Genomic DNA, 21,962 nt, shown 5'->3' with positions numbered 1-21,962 from the left:
GCGGCGTCCCAGCCACCGCACCCCGGCCGGTGCCAGGAACCGGCGGTAGGCTCGCCGCATGTCCGCCGCACCCCTGCTTATCGGCCCACTTCTGCGGCGAGTGGTGGACACCCGGGCGACCATCTGGGTGGAGACCGAGGGTCCCGGTGTGGTCACCGTCCGCACGGCCGACGGCGCCACCGGCACCGCGCCCACCTTCTCGGCGTACGACCACCACTACGCGCTCGTGGTGGTGCAGGGCCTCACCCCGGACAGTTCGACCACCTACGAGGTGCTGGTCGACGACGTGGTGGTCTGGCCGGTGCCGAGTAGCGGCTTCCCGCCGAGCGTGATCCGTACCCGGGCCGCCGACGACCGGGACCAGCCGGTCAACCTGATCTTCGGTTCCTGCCGGGAGACGACCCAGCACGCCACCACCCGCAAGCTGCCGCCGGACGCGCTCGACGCGTACGCCCGGCGGTTGATGGCCGACCCGGAGTCGAACCCGCCGCCGGACCTGCTGGTGCTGCTCGGCGACCAGGTCTACGCCGACGTGACCTCGCCGACGGTACGCCGGCTGCTGCGCCGACGGCGGCGGCGTCCGAAGGGCGCCCCGGCCGACCAGGTGGTGAGCTTCGACGAGTACACCAAGCTCTATCTGGAGTCCTGGCGGGATCCGGAGATCCGCTGGCTGCTCTCCACCGTGCCGAGCGTGATGATCTTCGACGACCACGAGATCATCGACGACTGGAACACCTCGGCGGCCTGGCGTTCGGAGGTCCGTGAGCAGCCCTGGTGGGCCGAGCGGATCGGCAGCGGGCTCGCCTCCTACTGGGTCTACCAGCACCTGGGCAACCTGTCCCCGGACGAGATCGCCGCCGACCCGGTCTTCGCCAAGGTCGCCGCCGCCGAGGACGCCACCGGCGTGCTGCGCGAGTTCGGGCACCGGGTCGACCAGGAGTCCGACCTGGCCCACGACACCGAGCGTTGGCGCGCGGTGCAGTACCAGTGGAGCTACGCCCTGGACCTGGGTCGTACCCGGCTGGTCATGCTCGACAACCGGTGCAGCCGGGTGCTCGAGGCGGGCCGCCGGGAGATGTTGCCGCCGGGCGAGTGGTCCTGGTTCCTCGACCAGGCGCACGGCGTCTACGACCACCTGGTCGTCGGTGCCTCACTGCCCTGGCTGCTGCCGCCGGGCATCCACCACATCGAGGCCTGGAACGAGAAGCTGGCCGACTCGCGCCGCCCGTGGGTGGCGCGCGGGGCGGAGAAGCTGCGCCGGGCCCTGGACCTGGAGCACTGGGCGGCCTTCCGGCGCTCGTTCGAGGCGCTCGGGGCGACCTTCGCCCGGATCGGCACCGGCACGCCGGGGCGGACCGGCGCGCGGGTCGGCGCCGGTCCGGCGTACGCCCCGCCGGCCTCGATCAGCGTGCTCTCCGGGGACGTGCACCACTCGTACGTGGCCCGGGCCCGGTTCGGCGATCCGGCGGTGGTCACCCCCGTGCACCAGCTCACCTGCTCGCCGATCCACAACCAGGTGCCGGCCGGCATCCGCCCGCTGATGCGGCTGGGCTGGTCACCCGGTCCGGCCGGGGCCACCCGGGCGCTGGCCCGCTCGGCCGGTGTCCGCCGCCCCGGGGTGCGCTGGCGCAAGCTGTCCGGCCCCTACTTCGGCAACGCCGTGGCCACGTTGACCCACCGGGGCCGCGGTGCCGAGGTGACCGTCGAGGGCACCACCAGTGATGGCCAACTACGTCCGGTGATGTGCCACCGGCTCGCCGGCGACGACTGACCCGCCCCCGCCGTAGTCTCTACGCCGTGGACGAGCACCTGCCGGAGCCGATTCGGGCGGTCGAGCACGAGTTGACCGCTTTGCTGCGTCGTGGGCGGGCGGTGTCCTGGGAGATCGCCCGCGAGGTGCACCCGACCCTCGAACCGAACACCTACGGGCTGCTGCTCTGGCTGCGCCGGAGTGGGTCGATCCGGCTGACCGAGCTGGCGGCGCGGCTCGGGGTGGGCAAGGGGACGTTGAGCCGGCAGATCAACGGGCTGGAGGCTCTCGGCCTGGTGCACCGTGACCCCGATCCGAGCGACCGGCGGGCCGCTCAGATCAGCCTCACCGAGGAGGGCCAGCGCAGGTTCGACGTGGCACGGTCCGGCCGGCTGCGTGAGTTCCTGCGTGCCCTGGACGGCTGGCCGACCCGGGACGTCGAGGAGTTCGCCCGGCTGCTCGGCCGCTTCAACGACTCCTGGACGTGACCGTCGACGTGGGGAATGTCCCAGTGGTCCAGCACGTTGTTGCTTTGGGCAACCAAGGGCATACGGTTGCCCCGAGCAACTCTCAGGCGGCCATGCGTGACAAGCGCCGCCCTTGCACCTTTCGGAGGCAACAACGATGACTCAGGCGACAGCGCCCCCTCGGCCGACCGGCGTCGACATGACCCACCGGCAGATCATGGAGGCACTCTCCGGTCTGCTGCTGGGTCTGTTCGTCGCGATCCTCTCCTCCACGGTCATCTCGAACGCGCTGCCGCGGATCATCACCGAACTGCACGGCGGCCAGTCCGCGTACACCTGGGTGGTCACCTCGGCCCTGCTCGCGACCACCGCGACCACCCCGATCTGGGGCAAGCTCGCCGACCTGACCAGCAAGAAGACGCTCGTCCAGATCGCCCTGGGGATCTACGTGCTGGGCTCGGTGCTGGCCGGTGCCGCGCAGGGCACCGGTGAGCTGATCGCCTGCCGGGTGCTCCAGGGCATCGGCGCCGGCGGCCTCACCGCGCTGGCCCAGGTCATCATGGCCACGATGATCGCGCCGCGCGAGCGGGGCCGCTACAGCGGCTACCTCGGCGCAGTGATGGCCGTCGGCACCATCGGCGGCCCGCTGATCGGCGGCGTGATCGTGGACACCTCCTGGCTCGGCTGGCGCTGGTGCTTCTACGTCGGTGTGCCGTTCGCCATCGCCGCGCTGGTCGTCCTCCAGAAGACCCTGCACCTGCCGGTGGTGAAGCGGAAGGCGCAGATCGACTGGTGGGGCGCCACGCTGATCACGGCGGCCGTCTCGGTGCTGCTGATCTGGGTCTCGCTCGCCGGCGACCAGTTCGCCTGGCTCTCCTGGCAGACCGTCGTCATGGTGCTCGGCGCCCTCGTCCTCGGTGCGCTGGCGATCCGGGTGGAGACCCGGGCCGCCGAGCCGATGATCCCGCCACGGCTGTTCCGCAACCGCACCATCACGCTGGCCGTCGTCGCCAGCATCGCGGTCGGCGTGGGCATGTTCGGTGCGTCGATCTTCCTGGGCCAGTACTTCCAGATCAGCCGCGGCCAGAGCCCGACCATGTCCGGCCTGATGACCCTGCCGATGATCCTCGGACTGCTGGTCGCCTCCACCGTGGGCGGGCGGATCATCACCAAGACCGGCCGCTGGAAGGGGTTCCTGGTGAGCGGCTCGGTGCTGCTCACGGTCGGCTTCGCACTGATGGGCACACTCCGCGCGGACACCAGCTTCACCCTGCTCAGCGTCTACATGGCGCTGGTCGGCGTCGGCCTCGGCCTGACCATGCAGAACCTGGTCCTCGCCGTGCAGAACACCGTCGGCCCGCACGAACTCGGCGCGGCCAGCTCGGTCGTGGCGTTCTTCCGCAGCCTCGGCGGCGCGATCGGCGTCGCCGCGCTCGGCGCGGTCCTCGCCCACAAGGTCAAGGCCTACACCGCCGACGGGCTGGCCCAGCTCGGCGTACCCACGGCCAGCTCGAGCGGCGGCGGCACCCTGCCCGACGTGCACACCCTGCCCGGCCCTCTGCGTGCCGTGGTCGAGGGCGCGTACGGCCACGGTGCCGGCGACATCTTCCTGGCGGCCACGCCCTTCGCGCTGATCGCGCTGATCGCGGTGACCTTCATCAAGGAGGTGCCGCTGCGGCAGCACAACGGCAGCGCGGTCGCCGACGAGGTCGAGCGGGAGTCAACCGTCGCGGCCGGCGCCGGCGCCGCCGTGATCCGTACCGGCGAGCAGAGGTGAGGTAGCCAGCCATGAGCGTGGGAGCACCGGACCGCGAGGAGTACGGCCCGAGGACCCGTCCGCTGCCCTTCGAGCGCGGCACGGACGGCCCTCGGGTGGTGCTGGCCGGCGTGGACGGCACCCGCACCTCCGAGCGGGCCGGCTCGTACGCCACCGGCCTCGCCCGCCGGCAGGGCGCCGCCCTGGTGGTGGTCTTCGTCAGCTCGGCGAGCGGGCTGACCGCCCTGGTGCCCGGGATGGACGCCGGCGCGGTTCAGCGCACCCACGACGAGTTGGCCGACGAGCTGCGCCGGGAGTGCCGACGCGGGGCCGAGGAGTGGGGCATTCCGCTGACCTTCCTGTGCCGCCGCGGCGACGCGTACGCCGAGCTGTGCACCGCGGCCGACGAGTTCCAGGCCGACATGGTGGTGGTGGGGGCCTCCGAGCAGGCCGGTCACCGGCTGGTCGGCTCGGTCGCCACCCGCCTGGTCCGTACCGGCCGCTGGCCGGTCGTGGTGGTCCCGTGAGGGCCCGGGTGCGCGGATAACCCGTCGCGGAGTGTCCGGGGTGCCGGGCAGGATGCGCCGCATGACCTGGATCGCGCCGGGGATCACCCGGACCAACGAGCCCTACGTCGGCGACGAGCGCACCATGCTCGAAGGCTGGCTCGACTACCACCGTCAGACGTTGCTGCTCAAGTGCGCCGGGCTGACCGAGGCCCAGTTGCGTACGCCCAGCGTGGAGCCGTCCGGGCTGACGCTGCTCGGACTTGTCCGGCACCTGGCCGAGGTGGAGGCCTGGTGGTTCCGGGAGAACTTCGCCGGGGAGCGGGTCGACTACCCGTACTTCACCCCGGAGAACCCGGACGCCGACCACGACGTGAGCACCGCCGACGCCGAGGCCGACTTCGCCATCTTCCATCGCGAGGTGGCGCTGGCCCGGGAGGCCGCGGCCGGCCACTCGCTCGACGAGACGTTCACCGAGGTGGGCGCGAAGAAGCGCACCTTCAACCTGCGCTGGGTGTACGTGCACATGATCGAGGAGTACGCCCGGCACAACGGCCACGCCGACCTGATCCGGGAACGCATCGACGGCGTCACCGGCGAGTGACCCGCGCTCAGTGGGCCAGTGCAGCCCGCAGGTAGCGCAGGTCGGCGTGGCCGCCCCAGCGGTGCGCCGACAGCCCGGCGGAGCGCGCACCCCGTACGGCCCAGTCCTCGTCGTCGACGAACAGGACCCGGGCCGGCGGGGTGGCCAGCGCCACGCAGGCGGCCTGGAAGTATTCCGGGGCCGGCTTGTGCACGCCGAGCGTCGAGGAGTTCACCACCACGTCCAGCTCGTCGGTCAGCCCGAGTGCGGCCAGGTCGGCGTCGAGCAGGTCGGTGGCGTTGGTGGCCAGACCGACCTTGATCCCGGCGGCGCGTACCTCCCGGACGACGTCGAGCACCTCGGTGTCCACCTCGCCGCGGTAGCGCTGCCACTGCTCCACCGCCGCACGGGCCCGCTCCGGGCCTCCGGCCGGCTCGGCCAGCGCGTCGGCCACGCTGCTCACCCATTCGGCATGGTTGACCTGGCCGGTGAGCACCGGCTGGAGCCGGCCCCACTGCATGGCGATCTCGGTGAGCACCCCGTCGGCGAGGCCGTACTCCCGCTCCACCCCGGCGGCGACCGCCGGGTCGAACCGGCGCAGCACGCCGTCCAGATCCAGCAGGAGCGCCGTCGCGCGTTCCCGAGCCACTACCCGTTCTCCTCGCCGCGGCCCTGCCGCTGCTCGTCCCCGTCGGCCCGGTTGAGCCTCTGACTGATCACCTGGGTGACCCCGCTACGCATGGTCACGCCGTAGAGCGCGTCCGCGATCTCCATCGTCCGCTTCTGATGCGTGATGACGATCAGCTGGCTCTTCTCCCGCAACTGTGCCAGCAACGTGATCAGCCGGCCCAGGTTCACGTCGTCCAGGGCCGCCTCCACCTCGTCCATGATGTAGAACGGGCTGGGTCTGGCGCGGAAGATCGCCACCAGCATGGCCACCGCGGTCAGCGACCGCTCGCCACCCGAGAGCAGGGAGAGCCTCTTGATCTTCTTGCCCGGCGGGCGGGCCTCCACCTCGACGCCGGTGGTGAGCAGGTCGTCGGGGTCGGTGAGGATCAGCCGTCCCTCGCCGCCGGGGAAGAGCACGGTGAACACCTGCTCGAACTCCCGGGCGGTGTCCTCGAATGCGCTGGCGAAGACCTCCAGGATCCGGTCGTCCACGTCCTTGACCACGGTGAGCAGGTCCCGACGGGTGGCCTTGAGGTCCTCCAACTGCTCGGACAGGAACTTGTAACGCTCCTCCAGCGCGGCGAACTCCTCCAGGGCGAGCGGGTTGACCTTGCCGAGCAGGGCCAACTCGCGTTCCGCCTTGGCGGCCCGCTTCTCCTGCACCGGCCGCTCGTAACGGACCGGCTCGGGCACCGGAAGGCCGTCTCGTTCGGCGATCGCGACGTCGGCCTGGGTGGGCGGGACCAGTTGGGCGGGGCCGTACTCGGCGACCAGGGTCTCCACGTCCAGCCCGAAGTCCTCGGCCGCCTTCGCCTCCAACTGCTCGATGCGCAGCCGCTGTTCGGCACGGGCCACCTCGTCCCGGTGCACCTGGCTGGTCAGCCGCTCCAGCTCCGCGCCGAGCCGCTTGGCGGCACCGCGTACCTCCTGGAGCTCGGCCTCACGCGCGGCGCGTTCCCGGGCGACCGCGTCGCGGTGCTCCTCGGCCGCCGCGATCGAGGTGGTGAGCCGGGCCAGCGCCTCCCGGGCGCCGGCCGCGACGGCCCGGGCGATGCCCGCGCCCCGGGTCCGCGCGGCCAGCCGGGCCGCGATGCGTTCGCGGGCGGCCCGCTCCGCGGCCGCCTGCCGGGCCAGCGAGTCGGCCCGCCCGGCGATCGAGGAGACCCGCTCCTCGGCGGTACGCACGGCGAGCCGGACCTCCATCTCGTTCTGCCGGGACTGCGGCACCATGGCGGCGAGTTGGTCCCGCTCCTCGGCGGACGGCTCGGCGTCGACCGGGGTCTCCTCGGCCAGCCGCAGCCGCTCCTCCAACTCGGCGAGTGCCGTGAGGTCCCGCTGTCGGGCCGCCTCGGCGCGGGCCCGGGACTCGCCGAGCCGGTCGGTCTCCGCCTTCGCCGAACGGGCCGCCGCGCCCAGTTCGGCCAGCCGGCGGGCGGCGGCGTTGCGGTGGCTCTCGGCTTCGCGCTTCTCGGCGGCGGCGTGCTGCACGGCCTCCTTGGCGGCGGCCACCTCGGCGCGCGCCTCGACGAGTTGGTCGCGCAGCTCGGCCCCGGCGCGCTCGGCGGCGAGCCGGTTCGTACGCGCCTCCTCGACGGCGGCCTGCACCTCGATGTAACTGGGCGCCTTGGCCGACCCGCCGGCCGCCGCGTACGCCCCGACCACGTCACCGTCCGGGGTGACCGCCCGCAGCTCCGGGTTTGCGGCGACCAACTCGGCCGCGGCGGCGAGATCGTCGACGAGCACCACGTCGCGCAGCGCCCGGTGCACGGCCGGGCGCAGCTCCGCACCGCACTCCACCAGGTCCGGTGCCCAGCGGGCGCCGTCCGGCACCTTCGGGCGCAGCGCGTCGGCGGAACCCGTCATGCCGGGCCCGGCCGGGCTGCCGACCAGCAGGCCGGCACGACCAGCGTCGGAGATCTTCAGCAGCCGCATCGCCTCGACGGCCTCGTCCACCCCGCTGATCGCGACCGCGTCGGCGAGACCGCCGAGCGCGGCGGCCAGCGCGGCCTCGTGCCCGGGTGCGACGGTGAGCAGCCCGGCGAGGCTGCCGAGCAGGCCGGGCACCTCGCCGGCGCGGGCGAGCAGCGCGCCGGAACCGTCCTTGCGCCGCAGACCCAGGGCGAGCGCCTCCTCCCGGGCCTTCCAGGTGGCCGCGTCCTTCTCCGCCGCCCGCTCGGCGTCGGCAAGCGACCGGACCGTGGCCTGCACCCGGTCCTGCCCGGCGACCGCCTCGGCGTGCCGGGCGTCCAGATCGGCGTTGTCCCGGTCCGCCTCGGTGGACTGCGCGGCCACCGCGTCCAGGTCGGCCTGCGCCTGCTCGGCGCGGCCCAGCGCGTCGGCGTGCGCGACGGCGAGCCGTTCGATCTCCTCGCCGGCGCTGGTGGTCCGGGCACGGGCCGAGTTGACCTGGCCGGTGAGCCGGGCCATCCCCTCGCGTCGATCGGCGATGGCCTTGGCGGCGGCGACCAGCTCCCGCTCGGCGGCGGCGAGCTGCCGTTCCAGCTCCTGGCGGTGCTCCACCGCCTCGGCCAGCCGGATCTGATCGTCGGTGAGCGCCGCGCGCAGCTCTTCCTCCTGCTCGCGGACCCGTTCGGCCTCGGCCTCCAGCTGGTCGGGGTCGCGGCCGGTCCGCTCGTCGTCGCCGGTGGCGCTCAGATGCCGCAGTCGCTCCCGGGCCAGCTGTTCGATCGAGCGGAACCGCTCCTGCAGGGCGGAGAGCTTGTACCAGGTGTCCTGGGCGGCGGCGAGCAGCGGAGCGTCCTCGGCCAGCGCGGCCTCCAACTCACCGAGCCGACCCTGCACCTCGGCGTGCTCGGCCTCGACCTGCACGCGCCGTTCCCGCAGCGCGGTCTCGTCGGCGATCTCCCGGTCGAGGGTGGTCCGCAGGGTGGCCAGGTCGTCGGCGAGCAGCCGCAGCCGGGCGTCGCGCAGGTTGGCCTGGATGGCGGCGGCACGCCGGGCCACCTCCGCCTGCCGGCCCAATGGCTTGAGCTGGCGGCGCAGCTCGGCGGTGAGGTCGGTCACCCGGTTGAGGTTCACCTGCATCGCGTCGAGCTTGCGCAGCGCCTTTTCCTTGCGCTTGCGGTGCTTGAGGACGCCCGCGGCCTCCTCGATGAACGCCCGGCGGTCCTCCGGCTTGGCGTGCAGCATGCCGTCGAGCCGGCCCTGGCCGACGATGATGTGCATCTCCCGGCCGATGCCGGAGTCGGACAGCAGCTCCTGGATGTCCAGCAGTCGGCAGGAGTTGCCGTTGATCTCGTACTCGCTCTCACCCGAACGGAACATCCGGCGGGTGATGGAGACCTCGGTGTACTCGATCGGCAGCGCGCCGTCGGTGTTGTCGATGGTGAGGGTGACCTCGGCACGGCCCAGGGGCGCCCGGCCGGCGGTGCCGGCGAAGATGACGTCCTCCATCTTGCCGCCGCGCAGCGCCTTGGCCCCCTGCTCGCCGAGCACCCAGGCGATGGCGTCGACGACGTTGGACTTGCCGGAGCCGTTCGGGCCGACCACGCAGGTGATCCCGGGCTCCAGCTTCAACGTCGTGGCGGAGGCGAAAGACTTGAAGCCCCGCACCGTCAGACTCTTGAGATACACCTTCTCGATCCTCGTCCGGTGGCCGCCGTACCGTCGCCGGCTGCGCGGACCTGGGTGAACCCGCAGACTAACCCGATGGTGGGGGCGGGCTGGCACGCGACCCGCATCCCGGGCGCGCCGGGCGGGAGTGCGGGCCGCGACCGTGGGTCGGTCGCGCTGTTGTTCCGCTGGCAACGAGTAAGGCAAAGACCGTTCATGATCGGCTTATCGGTCGGCACGTTTCCGGAATCCGCCGATGCCCTTCCGACTCCACCCAACGCAAGATCATAAATCGACGGCCACGAAAGGGGCCGGACAGCGTTGCGCGCCGGCACAGAGGTGTCGGCGCGCATTTTTGCGGTGGTGCGATTCAGTTTTCCGACCCGGAAGATCAGGTCAGCGCCGGCTCGGCCAGACGGAGCAGGTCGTCCGCCTCCGCCGCAGCCGCCGCGAGCCGATCGTTGTCGGCACGCAGACGCGTGATCTCGAACTCCAGTGCCTGAACCCTGGCACGCAGTCGGGTGACCTCGTCGAGCAGACGCCGGTCGGGCGCTGCACCTACGTGGCCATAGAGGGCCTTCGCCATGCTGACTCCTTGATATGCGCTGCCGGAAAGGCCGGCCAACGCGCGCCCATTTGTACGCGGCTGTCATTCCAGCTGTATCTGGGCATGACCGGGCGCGACTGGCGACACCTATATATTGAGCCGCAAACCCCTCCTTCGTCAAGTTCTCGCAGGCCGTAGATCATCTCCACGTCGACCTGTCCACTTGGCTGGGGGCTGCCACAAGGCACGGACACTCTCTGTCCGGACCCCCTTACTGTACGCCGGGATCTGCGGAAGTCCGCACCCTGGCGTCCGACTTCCCCTTAACTCTTCCTTAGCCACGTTGCCGCAGGTCACGGGCTGGTCGTAGCGTCACCCGGGCCAGCAACCAACCCCGTGGAGGCAGAGCCGTGTACGGCTGGACCGACCCGATGGACCCGAACGACGCCCACCGGCGCGCCGAGCGGCCGACCGACGAGCCGGACTGGCTGCGTGACCGCCCCGAGCCCCGCTCGGCCTACCTGTTCGGGGACGACCCCGACCAGCCGGCCGACGAGTGGCACCAGACCCAGCCCACCGCCCACTGGCAGCCGGAACCGACCTCCCCCGGCCACCCGGTCGACGGACACACCGCCGCCTGGCCGCCCTACCGGCCGGGTAACGGGCCGACCGACGGCTGGCACGGCAGCGGCCCGGCCGAGGAGACCACCGGCGGCTGGCGGACCGACGCCGACGCCCAGGCCAACGACGGCCGGCGGACCGAGACCGACGCCCAGGCCACCGGCGACTGGCGGACCGACGCCGACGCCGAGACCACCGACGGCTGGCGGACCGGCGCGGCCGCTGCGGGTCGCCCCGGCGAGGGGCGGCACCGCTCCCCGCGGCGCTGGCGCCGCCCACTGATGATCGGCGGCGCCGCCGCGGCGGCCACCCTCGTGGTGAGCTTCGGCGTCGGCGCGCTCGCGATGCCGGGCGGAGGCGGCGGGGCCGGCGAGCCGACCGCCGTCGACGACACCATCGCCGCCGCGCCGGCGGTACCGACCGAGCAGCCGTCGGCCGACAACCTGGTCGCGCCCTCCCCGACCGCCACGCCCAGCCCGACCCGGCCGAGCCCGTCGCCGAGCAAGGTCGTCAAGCCCACCCCGGCGTCGTCGAGCACCACCGCCGCGTCGCGGGGCAGCGCCCGACGCAGCAGCAGCTCGCCGAGCACCACCGGCTCGGGCTCCAGCGGCAGCGTCAGCGCCCAGGCCCGCGAGGTGGTGGACCTGGTCAACGCCGAGCGGGCCAAGGCCGGCTGCAAGGCGCTCACCATCAACACCAAGCTGATGACCGCCGCCCAGCGGCACAGCCAGGATCAGGCCGACCACCAGAACATGTCGCACACCGGCAGCGACGGCAGCGACAGCGGCGTACGGCTGGACCGCGTCGGCTACGCCTGGCGCACCTACGGCGAGAACGTGGCCTGGAACCAGAAGACCCCGGCCGCCGTGATGGACGCCTGGATGAACAGCTCCGGCCACCGGGCCAACATCCTGAACTGCGCGTTCACCGAGATCGGCGTCGGCATCGCCAGCAGCAACGGACCGTACTGGACGCAGGTCTTCGCCGCGCCGCGCTGACCGCGCGTCGTCCACGCCCCCGCGCTCGTTTGACCCGATGAGGTACGTCGGGCCGGAGCGTGGGGGCGACGGCGTACCGGTGGGGCGGCGACCGGCCGCCCGGACCCCGGGAGCTGCCGATGCGGATCCGGCTGCGGCGACGCGCCGTCGTACGTCCGCTGCGCCGCGTCCTGTCGGCCGGCGTCGTACTGGTCCTGGTGCTCCCGGCGTACGCCTGCCGGGTTGATCTGAGCCCCTCCGGCGCGCCCACCGCGTGGCCGGCCGAGCAGGCCCGCCACTGGCAGTGGCAGTGGCAGCTCAGTGGCCCGCTCGATCCGACGGTGGCCGCCAACGTCTTCCTGCTCGACCCGGTGGCCACCACCGCCGCCCAGACCGCCGAACTGCGCGCGAAGGACCGCCGGCTGATCTGCCAGGTGTACGTCGGCTCGGTACGGTCGACCGACCCGGACGCCAGCCGCTACCCGGCCGCAACCCAGGGCGCCACCGGCCGACGGCCGCAGAGCCGGTGGCTGGACGTCCGGGCCTGGGGCGTCCTGGAGCCGGTGCTGGCCGACCGGTTCCGGCTCTGCCGGGGCAAGGGATTCGGTGCGGTGGCGCTCGCCGACGCGGACGGGTACGCGCAGCGCACCGGTTTCCCCCTCGACTTCGACGACCAACTGCTGTTCAACCGTCGGCTGGCCGAGTTGGCCCGGTCGCTGGACCTCTCCCCCGGGCTGGTCAACGACGTGCCACAGCTCGCCGCCCTGGCGCCGGACTTCGACTTCGCGGTCAACGAGGAGTGCGTCCGACTGCGGCAGTGCGCCAAGCTGCTGCCGTTCGCCGACGCCGACAAACCCGTGTTCCACGTCGAGTACACCGGCTCGACCGACGACTTCTGCGTCACCACCGTCGGCTACGGCTTCGCGTCCATCCGCAAGGAATCGACGCTGAACGCCTGGCGAGTACCCTGCCCCCTCCCCTAACCCCTACCCCGCGCCCCGCCCACCCCCACGCCCCACGCCCCACGCCCCGCGCCCCCACGCCCCGCCCCCGTCGATCTAGGGCGAATCGTTGTTGACAGAGGTCAACTAGCAGCGATTTGCCCTAGATCGACGGGGAGAGGGGGCGGGGGGAGGGACGGGACGCGGGGAGAGGGAGGGGAGGGGGTTAGGGCACTGGTACTAGTTCTGGGGCTGGGGTTGGGGGGTCGGCGGGGGTTGGGGTCGGGCGTTGGCGCAGGAAGCGCGGGGCCCACCAGTTGGCGTCGCCGAGCGTGGTCATCAGCGCCGGGAGCACCACACCCCGGATGATCGTGGCGTCCAGCAGGATCGCCGCCGCCAGGCCGATGCCGAGCTGCTTCATGTCGATGGTGCTCAGGGTGGCGAAGATCGAGAACACCCCGACCATCACGATCGCCGCACTGGTCACCACGCCGGCCGACGAGGTGATGCCGTACGCCACCGCGTCCCGGTTGGCCATGCCGGCGCGGATGCCCTCACGGATCCGGCTGACCACGAAGACGTGGTAGTCCATGGAGAGGCCGAACAGCACCACGAAGAGGAACAGCGGCAGCCAGGACACGATCGCGCCCATCGAGGTGAAGTTGAGCGGCCCCTCCGCCCAGCCACCCTGGAAGATCAACACCAGCAGCCCGTACGCGGCCCCGGCGGAGAGCAGGTTCAGCAAGATCGCGCTGGCCGCCACCACCACCGACCGGAAGGTCAGCACCATGACCAGGAACGTGAGCACCAGGACGAAGCCCATCACCAGCGGCAACTTGTCGCGTACGTGCTGCGCGTAGTCCTGGCTGTCGGCCACCCCACCGCCGACCGCGTACTCGATCCCGGGGATGCCCCGCAGTTCGGCCGGGACCAGATCCGTGCGCAGCTTCTCCAGTGACCGCACCGACCGGTCGTCGCGGCTCGCGTACGGGGTGGCGACGTCCAGCACCGACACCCGCCGGTCGGCCGACACCTCGATCTTCGGGCCGTCCGCCTCCGCCGGGGCGAAGAGCGGGTCGGCGGCGGTCCGGGCGGCCAGGTCGGTCAGCGCCGCGTGGACCCGGTCGGCCTGCTCGGCGGGCGCCCGTACGGCCACCACGTGGTTGGTGCCGGTGCTCGGGAAGGCGGTGGTGAGCCGGTCGTACGCCTGCATGGCCGGGGTGGTGCGCGGCAGGTCCTCCATGCCGGGGAACTTCAGCTTCATGCCGAGCGCGGGCGCGGCCAGCGCCAGCAGCAGCCCGACCGAGATGACCAGGGTCGGCACCGGTGCGCGCAGGGCGGGCCGGAGCACCGCCGGCCAGAAGCGCGGCGTGCGCGGCTCGCCGTGCCGGCCGGTACGCGGAGCGGTGAGCCGCCACAGCAGCGGCACCCGGGGCCGGTCGACCCAGCGGCCGAGCTTGGCCAGCAGGGCCGGTAGCACGGTCAGCGAGCCGATCACCGCGACCGCGACCACCAGGATCGAGCCGACGGCGAGGGACGAGAAGACCACGTCTCCGGCGAGCAGCAGGCCGGCCATCGAGATGATCACGGCGAAGCCGGAGACCACCACGGCGTGCCCGGAGGTCTCCGCGGCGATCTCGACCGCGTCCAGACCGGAGCGTCCCTTGGCGCGCTCCTCGCGTTCCCGCCGGACGTAGAAGAGCGAGTAGTCCACCCCGACCGCCATGCCGATCAGCAGGATCACGGGTGACGTGGTGTCGGTGGCCGGCACCAGGTGCGAGGCGATGGTGGACAGACCCATCGCGGCGGCGACCGACGAGAGCGCCAGCAGCACCGGCACACTGGCGGCGATCAGCGCACCGAACGCGATGATCAGGATGGCCAGGGTGACCGGCAGGCTGAGCAGTTCGGCCCGCTTGAAGTCCTTGCCCAGGGTGTCGTCGAGGGCCTGGCCGATCGACGGCCCGCCGACCTGCTCGACGCGCAACTGCGGATGCGCGGCCTGCACGGTGGCGGTGGCGTCGCGCAGCGGCTGCACCCGCTCCGAGGCGGTGTCCGGGTCGCCGGACATGGTGATCGGCAGCAGCAGGGCCGAACCGTCCCGAGCGGTGATCGGTGGGCCGACCTCGGCAACCCCGGCGACGGTACGCAGCCGGGCCGCCGCGTCGTCGGCCGCCGCCTTCGCCGCCGCCGGATCAAGTGCGCCACCCCGGGAGGTGATCAGGACGTTCTCCACGGCCTTGTCGTCGAAGCTGCCGGCGTCCACGATCAGACCGGCCCGGCCCGCCTCGCCGATCGCCTGGTCGCCGCTGGTCGCCTCGTTGAGACCGGCGGCGTTGCCACCGAGGAAGCACACCGCCACGAACACGGCCCACAGCGCGACCGCCCGCCACGGGTGCTCGGCGCTCCACCGCGCCATCCGTACCGTCACCGGTCTTGCCTTCATCTCGTGTCCCCCTGTCACGTCAGCCCCCTGTCAACGGTGCTGACGCTAGGGACGTGACGAGGCGGTCACATCGGGGATCGGCCCCGGCCGTCCCCGGATCCCGCTCATCCGGGGTGACGGGTCCGTTCGGCGACACCGGTGGGCGAAAGCCCGCGATCCGGACGACCGCCGGGGTCCCACCCCGGAGTGGCCGGCCGCGACCCGCCGGAACCGACCCGGAGCCGCCTCCGGGTCATCCCCGAAGGGAACCCCGGGGCCGCGGCTGGCAGCGCGGGCAACTGTACGAGGAGCGGTTCATGAAGGCTTCCCGGCGGACCGGTGAGCCACACTGTCGGCACGGCTCACCCTCGCGGCCGTAGACGTTCAGCGCCCGGTCGAAGTAGCCACTCTCGCCGTTGACGTTGACGTAGAGGGCGTCGAAGCTGGTGCCGCCCTCCTTGATCGCCTCGGAGAGCACGTCGCGGACGTGGCCGAGCAGGCGCTGCGCGGCCGGCCCGGTCAGTGCGTCGGTCGGTCGTACGCCGTGCAGCCCGGCACGCCAGAGCGCCTCGTCGGCGTAGATGTTGCCCACGCCCGAGATCAGGGTCTGGTCGAGCAGTGCCCGCTTCACCTCGGTCCGCCGACGGCGCAGTGCGGCGACGAACGCCGCGTCGGAGAACTCCGGGTCCATCGGGTCCCGGGCGATGTGGGCGATCTCCGCGGGAAGATCGGCACCGCCCTCGCTGACCGACAGCCCGCCAAACGTGCGCTGGTCCACGAAGCGCAGCTCCGGCCCGTCGTCAGCGAACCGGAACCGCACCCGCAGGTGGGTCTCGTCCGCGGTGCCGGGCGGCTGGAGCAGCAGTTGGCCCGACATGCCGAGGTGCCCGATGATCGCGTCGCCGCTGTCCAGTGGCAGCCACAGGTACTTGCCGCGGCGGCGGGCGTCCAGCACGGTCCGGCCGGCGAGCACGTCGGCGAAGTGGACGCCGCCGGGGACGTGCCGGCGGACCGCGCGCGGGTGCCGTACCTCCACCGAAGCGATCCGGCGGCCGGTGACCCACTGGGCCAGCCCCCGCCGGACGGTCTCCACCTCGGGCAGCTCAGGCACGGGTCGGTCCTGCCGTGCTGCGGTCGTCGGCCCCGGCCGGTTCGACGGCCCCGTCGTCGGTGTGCGGTCGCGCGCCGTTGGCGCTCCGGCCCGCGCCGTTGCGTGCGGCCTGCTCCGCCGCGACGTCGGCCGGCATGGCCTGCGCCTCGTGGTCGGCCTGCTCGGCCCGGGCCGCCCGGTCGGCCCGCTCCTGCGGCGCGACCGGCGCCTCCCGGTCGGCCGAGCCGTCCTGGTCCTTCTCGTCGTTCTGGTCGGCGAGCATCCGCCAGGCCGCCTCGGCGGCTCGCTGCTCGGCCTCCTTCTTGCTGCGTCCCTCGGCACCGCCGTACCGGTTGCCGGCCACCACCACCCAGGCCGTGAACGTCTTGAGGTGATCCGGGCCGGTGCCCTCGATCCGGTATTCCGGCACGCCGAGCCCGAGCGCCGCGGTCAGTTCCTGGAGGCTGGTCTTCCAGTCCAGGGCGGCGCCCCGGCCGGCCGATTCGGCCATCAGCGGGTCGAAGAGCCGGTGGATGACGATCCCGGCGGTGTCCAGGCCGTACTGGAGGTAGATCGCGCCGAGCAGCGCCTCCAGCGTGTCGGCGAGGATGCTCGCCTTGTCCCGGCCGCCGGTGGTCTCCTCGCCCTTGCCGAGCAGGAGGTACGCCCCGAGGCCGTCCGGGCCGAGGCCACGCGCCACGTCGGCGAGCGCGCGCATGTTGACCACGCTGGCCCGCAGCTTGGCCAACTGCCCCTCGGGCAGGTCCGGGTGATTGTGGAAGAGCGCCGTGGTGATCACCACGCCGAGGACCGAGTCGCCGAGGAACTCCAGCCGCTCGTTGGTGGGCAGACCACCGTTCTCGTAGGCGTACGAGCGGTGGGTCAGCGCACGTTCCAGCAGGTCGGGTTCGAGACTCACGCCGAACGCGGCTTCCAGGTGACCGACGGACGCCCGCCGCCGCTTGTCGTTGCTCATGATGTGCGTACCTCGGTGTCGGTGGTGCGGTCGGTGCGGTCCGTCGCGGCGTCGCCGTCGAGCAACGCGCAGATCAGGTCGGTGGCGTGCCGGCGCCACAGATGGGCGGCGAGGGCGATGCCGGAGGCGACGTCGTCCGCGCGCGCGGCGCCGTGGCAGACGACCACCGTCCCGGCGACGCCGAGCAGAGCGGCGGCGCGAGGGGCGCCACCGCTGGCCGGTGGTCCACCGGCCATCGCGTACGCGCCCTCGATCGCCTTGAGCAGCACGTTACCGGTGAAGCCGTCGGTGACCACCACATCGGCGCGCGCGCCGAGGGCCACGTCGTACCCCTCGACCAGGCCGACGTAGCGCGCCCCGCCGGGCAGCGGTTCGGCGACGAGCAGCGGGTCGGTGGCACGACGGACCCGGTCGCCCTTGCCGGCCTCGGTGCCGACCGAGAGCAGTCCGACCCGCGGTGCGGCGATCGAGTGCGCCACCGCGGCGTACGCGGCGCCGAGCACGGCGTGCCGGGCGAGGGTGGCCGGGCGGGGCTCCAGCGAGCCGCCGACGTCGAGCAGGACGACCGGCCCGGCGACTGCGGGCAGGGTGGCGACCAGGGCGGGTTGCCGGATTTCCGGCCAGCGGCCGAGGCCGAGCACGGCGGCGGTGACGGTGGCACCGGTGGCACCGGCGGAGACCAGGGCGTCGGCGGTGCCGTCGCGGACGGCGTTGACGGCGGCGCGCACGGTGCTCTCCGCGCGGGCGGCGCTGGGATGGTCGGCCATGCCGACGGCGTCACGGACCGGCCGCACCGTGATCCGGGCCCGCTGGGCCGGTTCGAGGGCAGCGATGAGCTCGTCGGCCACCTCGGTCGGGCCGACGAGCAGCAGATGCAGGTCGGGGTCGGCGCGTACGGCCCGCAGAGCGCCGTCAACCACGACGGCGGGAGAGTCGTCCCCGCCGAGGAGGTCAACGGCGATCCGCGCGGTGCCCGGCTCCATTGGAACGCCGACCGGATTGGGTCGGCCGGCGTCGGAGGGAGCCGGGTCACCGGGCGAATGCCAGGGTGCACGCGCCGCCCGACCTGGGGTCGGGGGCGTCACTCGGCGTCCAGGTCAGACCTCGATGACCTGGCGGCCGTTGTAGGTGCCGCAGACGGAGCAGGCGGCGTGCGGCAGCTTCGGGGACTTGCACTGCGGGCACGCGACGGTCGCGACCACGGCCGCCTTCCAGTTCGCCCGGCGGGACCGGGTGTTGCTGCGCGACATCTTGCGCTTCGGGACGGCCACGGTTCTTACTCCTCTGTACGGGTCAGTTGCGACAGGCCCGCCCAACGCGGGTCGATCTGCTGGTGACTGTGGTCGGCCGGCAGATCGTCCCAGTGCGCCCCACATTCGGGGCACAGTCCTGGGCAGTCCTCCCGGCAGAGCGGGTTGGTCGGCAGCGTGAGCACCAACGCGTCCCGCAGCGCCGGCTCCAGGTCGATCAGATCGCCCTGCATCCGGCCCACCTCGTCCTCGTCGGTCGTGGCGTCCGTGGTGCTGTTCTCGTACGCGTACAGCTCCTGGATCGTCACGGCCATCGAGTCGTCGATCTGGCGCAGGCAACGGCCGCACTCGCCGCGGACGGGACCGGTGATGGTCCCCGTGACGAGCACGCCCTCGGACACCGACTGCAACCTCAGATCGAGGTCGAGGTCCGCGCCCTCCGGCACGCTGATCAACTCCAGGCCGAGGTCCGCCGGTGCCGGCACGACCCGCTGGACCGTACGCAACGCGCCAGGGCGACGCGGCAGTTCCCTCGTGTCGAGAACCAGCGGCGACTTGGGGTTGAGTGTCGATGGCGAGTGTTTGGGCATAGTCAGACTCCGGCCGGTGAGAGGCCGACAAAAAAGGTTACCTGGGCGACCGCCGGACCGTCGAACCGGGGGCGACGCCCGCCCTTGGAGATGTCGGCTGGTGAGGTGCCGCTCAGAAGGGTAGCGGGCGTTCCGCCTCATCCCCAGCGAAGGTGCCGATCTCCCGCAACGCGTGCATCTTGTCCCGGCCGCGCTCTATCGAGGCCAGCGCCCGGGTGAGGAACTGCTCGAAGTTGGCCAGGGCGGTGTCGACGTAGTCGTCGACCTCCTCGCGCAGGCGCTGCGCCTCGGCCCGGGCCTCCGCGATGATCCGGGCACCCTCGTGCTCGGCCGAGACAGTGATCTCATTCACCGAAACGAGGCGGGCGTGTTCTGCCTCACCCTCGCTGATGATCCGGTCCGCCTCGCGCTTGCCGGCTTCCATGATCTTGTCGCGCTCGTCCAGGAGCGCGGCGGCCCGCCGCAGGTCGGCGGGGAGGTCGGCACGCATCTCGTCCAGGGCCGCGATCACTTCGCCCCGGTCGAGCATGCAGTTGTTGCGCGACATCGGGACGGAGCGGGCCTGCTCCACCATGGCGATCAGTTCGTCGATGCGATCGAGCGGGTCCACCGGTACCTCACTCCTGTCGTTCGTCGGCCGACCTCCATGATGCGGGCTACGGCCGGTTCCCCGCTTCACCAATCATGTCGTGCCGACCCCACACCTGCCCGATCCACCCCGGCCCGGCGCGTCGCGACACTGTCACAGCCCGCCGATCTTGCAGTTACTGCCGGGGCGAAGCGCTCATAAGGGGCGATCACGGGACCGCAAGTGCAAGATCGCGGAGGGGCGCGGTCAGGCGCGCGGGCCGAGTCGGGACTGAAGGGCCTCGCGGACCGGGTCCGGAACGTGGGCGGAGATGTCGCCGCCCCACTTGGCCACGTCCTTGACCAGACTGGAGGAGAGAAACGAGTAGAGCGGGTTGGTCGGCATGAACAGCGTCTCGACCCCGGCCAGCCCGATGTTCATCTGGGCCATCTGCAACTCGTAGTCGAAGTCGCTGACCGCGCGCAGGCCCTTGATCAGCACGCTCGCCTGCTGGGCCCGGCAGAAGTCGACCAGCAGACCTCGGAACGACTCGACCCGCACGTTGCCGTACGAGGAGGTCACCTCGCGGAGCATGTCGATCCGCTCCTCGACGGTGAACAGGCCGCTCTTCGACTGGTTCACCAGCACGCCGACGATCACCTCGTCGAACAGCCGGCTGGCCCGGCCGATGATGTCGAGGTGTCCGTTGGTGACCGGGTCGAACGAGCCGGGACACACCGCACGTCTCATGATCGGCGACCGTACCAAAGGGTGGTCTCGCCGTAACGGCGACTGCGCTCGGCGGTGATCCCGTCCACCCAGTCGACCGGCCCGGTGCGGCTGGACCGCTCCACCACCACCAGGGCGTCGGTCGCCAACCAGCCGCCGTCGACCAGCGTGGCCAGCAGTCCGGTGATCTCCTCGTCCGACACCGCGTACGGCGGGTCGGCGAAGACCACGTCGTACGGCCCTCCGTCCGGGCCACCGGCCAGCACGGTCGCCACCTTGCCGGTCACCAACCGGGCGGACGGCGTGACCCGCAGGGTCGCCACGTTCTCTCGGATCACCCGGGCGGCCCGGGGGTCGGACTCGACCAGCAGCACGTGCCTGGCCCCCCGGGAGAGCGCCTCCAGCCCGACCGCTCCGGAACCGGCGTACAGATCGGCGAAGCGGGCACCGTCGAGATCGACCTCGGCCTGGACGGCGCTGAAGAGCGCCTCGCGGACCCGGTCGGAGGTGGGTCGGGTGCCGGCACCGGGTGGCGCGGCGATCCGTCGGCCGCCGAGCGTCCCGGCCACGATCCGGGTCACCATCTCCTCCTGCTCATGCCCGCGACGCTACGCGAGCCGCCGGAGGAGACCGCCGACCAGGTCGGTACCGGCACCGCGATCACATGATCACTTCTCGTATATCAATGATCTCAAATTCATAACATCACCCTTAGCAAATCATGAGCGCTGTATCACGAGCGACGATCTCGCTAGGGTCGGCCGGGTGCCGGCGGCAAACCGTCGGCCCACGGCTCGGGAGCGCCTCCCTACATTCGGACGTGCGGTGACCGTCCACTGTCGCTCCCGCGCCACGCCCCTAACGCTTCCGTTATTCAGGAGTACCAGTGATCCGTCCGAAGTCTCCGTTCCGGCGCGTCGCGGCCATCGCCGCCGGTGCGCTGATCGGCCTCGCCGGTGTCGGCACCATGGCGGCCCCCGCAAGCGCCCACCACCCCGAGCCCTCCGGCACCTACTGCTTCGCGGCCGATGGCCAGGCCACGGTGACCTGGAAGGTCGGCAACAGCGAGGACATCACTGCCAAGATCACCTCGGTCAAGTCGACCGTCCCCAGTGATTTCACCAGCGGCGACCTGAAGCTCGACGCCACTCTGCCGGCGAAGGGCACGGGTTTCCTCACCGCCACCCAGACCTACCGGTTCGCCGAGCGGCAGCCGAAGATCGAGCTGACCGTCGAGGCGCGCTGGGAGCGTCCGAACCGCATCATCACCGAGCACCGGACGGTGGAGGCCACCCGGGCCGGTACCTGCGCGGCGGAGCCCACCCCGACGCCGAGCAGCCCGACGCCGACCCCGACCCCCACCACGCCGGCGTCGCCGACCCCCACCCCGACCACCGCGTCTCCGTCGCCGAGCCAGTCGCCGAGCGAGTCGCCGAGCCCGACCCCGACCGCCACCCCGGTGCCGGCCGAGCCGGTGGGCACCGTCGAGTCGACCTGTGACGAGCTCATCTTCACGATCGAGAACCCGGCGGACGGCAAGACCGTCAAGATCACCCTGACCCCGAACAAGGGCGAGGTGAAGACGCTGACCGTCGAGCCGGGCAAGACCGGTTCGGTCTCCTTCGACGCCGTGAAGGGCCTCACCGTCACGCCGGCCGCCGAGGGCCTTGACGACACCGAGCCGATCGCCTGGGAGCAGCCGGCCGAGTGCGACAAGGGCGAGGGTGGCGGCCTGCCGCTCACCGGCTCGAACACCACCACGATCGCTGGTGGCGCCGTCCTCCTGCTGGCCGTCGGTGCGGGTCTGTTCCTGATCGCCCGTCGTCGTCGGCTCCGGTTCACCGCCTGAGCTGAACGGCGCTGAACTGCGCTAAGCCCGAGGGCGCGTCGACCATCCGGTCGGCGCGCCCTCGGCCATTTCCACGTACGACCTGATCGGGCCGG

General features: G+C 72.2%; 19 protein-coding genes and 1 pseudogene. 8 read left to right on the top strand and 12 right to left on the bottom strand.

Annotated elements, in window-relative coordinates:
- Window positions 1–58: 58 nt before the first annotated feature.
- The 5 genes from ACFQGL_RS16390 to ACFQGL_RS16370 all read left to right on the top strand — a co-directional run bounded on the left by ACFQGL_RS16390 (window position 59) and on the right by ACFQGL_RS16370 (window position 5,083).
- Window positions 59–1,771 (top strand): alkaline phosphatase D family protein, encoded by a 1,713-nt coding sequence (locus ACFQGL_RS16390; RefSeq protein ID WP_377512489.1) that lies wholly within the window; start codon window positions 59–61, stop codon window positions 1,769–1,771.
- Window positions 1,772–1,797: 26 nt separating this feature from the next.
- The gene (locus tag ACFQGL_RS16385; protein WP_377512487.1) at window positions 1,798–2,238 is read left to right on the top strand and encodes a MarR family winged helix-turn-helix transcriptional regulator; all 441 of its coding nucleotides are present in this window, start codon (window positions 1,798–1,800) and stop codon (window positions 2,236–2,238) included.
- Window positions 2,239–2,374: 136 nt separating this feature from the next.
- Window positions 2,375–3,994: an MDR family MFS transporter gene (locus ACFQGL_RS16380; protein WP_377512483.1), complete on the top strand. Its 1,620-nt coding sequence runs from the start codon at window positions 2,375–2,377 to the stop codon at window positions 3,992–3,994.
- An 11-nt stretch (window positions 3,995–4,005) separates the two neighbouring features.
- A complete protein-coding gene (locus ACFQGL_RS16375) occupies window positions 4,006–4,500 on the top strand; it encodes a universal stress protein (protein ID WP_377512480.1) in 495 nt (164 codons plus the stop codon).
- 61 nt (window positions 4,501–4,561) lie between these two features.
- A complete protein-coding gene (locus ACFQGL_RS16370) occupies window positions 4,562–5,083 on the top strand; it encodes a DinB family protein (RefSeq protein WP_377512477.1) in 522 nt (173 codons plus the stop codon).
- 7 nt (window positions 5,084–5,090) lie between these two features.
- Here ACFQGL_RS16370 and ACFQGL_RS16365 read toward each other — a convergent pair whose 3' ends face one another.
- The 3 genes from ACFQGL_RS16365 to ACFQGL_RS16355 form a co-directional block, all read right to left on the bottom strand.
- Window positions 5,091–5,711: an HAD family hydrolase gene (locus tag ACFQGL_RS16365; RefSeq protein ID WP_377512474.1), complete on the bottom strand. Its 621-nt coding sequence runs from the start codon at window positions 5,709–5,711 to the stop codon at window positions 5,091–5,093.
- Complete coding sequence (gene smc / locus ACFQGL_RS16360) at window positions 5,711–9,325, bottom strand: chromosome segregation protein SMC (protein WP_377512471.1); 3,615 nt, start codon at window positions 9,323–9,325, stop codon at window positions 5,711–5,713. Before smc ends, ACFQGL_RS16365 begins: the two co-directional genes overlap by 1 nt.
- A gap of 370 nt (window positions 9,326–9,695) precedes the next feature.
- Window positions 9,696–9,890 (bottom strand): hypothetical protein, encoded by a 195-nt coding sequence (locus ACFQGL_RS16355; RefSeq protein WP_007456482.1) that lies wholly within the window; start codon window positions 9,888–9,890, stop codon window positions 9,696–9,698.
- 371 nt (window positions 9,891–10,261) lie between these two features.
- On the opposite strand from ACFQGL_RS16355, the gene ACFQGL_RS16350 reads away from it, so the two are divergent.
- Both ACFQGL_RS16350 and ACFQGL_RS16345 read left to right on the top strand, forming a co-directional pair.
- Window positions 10,262–11,470 carry a CAP domain-containing protein gene (locus ACFQGL_RS16350; RefSeq protein WP_377512468.1) on the top strand — a complete coding sequence of 403 codons (1,209 nt, stop codon included), beginning with the start codon at window positions 10,262–10,264 and terminating at the stop codon, window positions 11,468–11,470.
- Window positions 11,471–11,589: 119 nt separating this feature from the next.
- Entirely contained in the window at window positions 11,590–12,432 is an 843-nt protein-coding gene (locus ACFQGL_RS16345) for an endo alpha-1,4 polygalactosaminidase (protein WP_377512465.1), read from the top strand.
- A 184-nt stretch (window positions 12,433–12,616) separates the two neighbouring features.
- Here ACFQGL_RS16345 and ACFQGL_RS16340 read toward each other — a convergent pair whose 3' ends face one another.
- From ACFQGL_RS16340 to rsmD, 9 genes and pseudogenes are all read right to left on the bottom strand, one after another.
- The gene (locus tag ACFQGL_RS16340) at window positions 12,617–14,836 is read right to left on the bottom strand and encodes an MMPL family transporter (protein ID WP_377512462.1); all 2,220 of its coding nucleotides are present in this window, start codon (window positions 14,834–14,836) and stop codon (window positions 12,617–12,619) included.
- Window positions 14,837–15,068: 232 nt separating this feature from the next.
- Window positions 15,069–15,926: a bifunctional DNA-formamidopyrimidine glycosylase/DNA-(apurinic or apyrimidinic site) lyase gene (gene mutM / locus ACFQGL_RS16335; protein ID WP_377512459.1), complete on the bottom strand. Its 858-nt coding sequence runs from the start codon at window positions 15,924–15,926 to the stop codon at window positions 15,069–15,071.
- A 235-nt stretch (window positions 15,927–16,161) separates the two neighbouring features.
- Window positions 16,162–16,881 (bottom strand): annotated as a pseudogene (gene rnc, locus ACFQGL_RS16330) (ribonuclease III); the annotation flags it as partial.
- On the bottom strand, window positions 16,878–17,864 hold the full coding sequence (locus ACFQGL_RS16325; RefSeq protein WP_377512456.1) for a phosphate acyltransferase PlsX: 987 nt from the start codon (window positions 17,862–17,864) through the stop codon (window positions 16,878–16,880). The pseudogene rnc and the gene ACFQGL_RS16325, both read right to left, overlap by 4 nt.
- A 114-nt stretch (window positions 17,865–17,978) precedes the next feature.
- Window positions 17,979–18,152: a 50S ribosomal protein L32 gene (rpmF, locus tag ACFQGL_RS16320; RefSeq protein ID WP_377512453.1), complete on the bottom strand. Its 174-nt coding sequence runs from the start codon at window positions 18,150–18,152 to the stop codon at window positions 17,979–17,981.
- Window positions 18,153–18,157: 5 nt separating this feature from the next.
- Window positions 18,158–18,721, bottom strand: a complete 564-nt coding sequence (locus ACFQGL_RS16315) for a YceD family protein (RefSeq protein ID WP_377512450.1) — start codon at window positions 18,719–18,721, stop codon at window positions 18,158–18,160.
- A 112-nt stretch (window positions 18,722–18,833) separates the two neighbouring features.
- Window positions 18,834–19,331, bottom strand: a complete 498-nt coding sequence (locus ACFQGL_RS16310) for an SPFH domain-containing protein (RefSeq protein WP_377512448.1) — start codon at window positions 19,329–19,331, stop codon at window positions 18,834–18,836.
- Window positions 19,332–19,556: 225 nt separating this feature from the next.
- On the bottom strand, window positions 19,557–20,039 hold the full coding sequence (gene coaD, locus ACFQGL_RS16305; protein WP_377512445.1) for a pantetheine-phosphate adenylyltransferase: 483 nt from the start codon (window positions 20,037–20,039) through the stop codon (window positions 19,557–19,559).
- Window positions 20,036–20,599: a 16S rRNA (guanine(966)-N(2))-methyltransferase RsmD gene (rsmD, locus tag ACFQGL_RS16300; RefSeq protein WP_377512442.1), complete on the bottom strand. Its 564-nt coding sequence runs from the start codon at window positions 20,597–20,599 to the stop codon at window positions 20,036–20,038. Before rsmD ends, coaD begins: the two co-directional genes overlap by 4 nt.
- A gap of 305 nt (window positions 20,600–20,904) precedes the next feature.
- Here rsmD and ACFQGL_RS16295 point away from each other — a divergent pair, with 305 nt between their 5' ends.
- On the top strand, window positions 20,905–21,867 hold the full coding sequence (locus ACFQGL_RS16295) for an LPXTG cell wall anchor domain-containing protein (protein WP_377512439.1): 963 nt from the start codon (window positions 20,905–20,907) through the stop codon (window positions 21,865–21,867).
- Window positions 21,868–21,962 lie beyond the last annotated feature (95 nt).

It is taken from the genome of Micromonospora vulcania, assembly GCF_042658605.1.
GTDB classification, from domain to species: domain Bacteria; phylum Actinomycetota; class Actinomycetes; order Mycobacteriales; family Micromonosporaceae; genus Micromonospora; species Micromonospora vulcania.
This window is presented reverse-complemented; position numbering and strand designations above follow the sequence as displayed.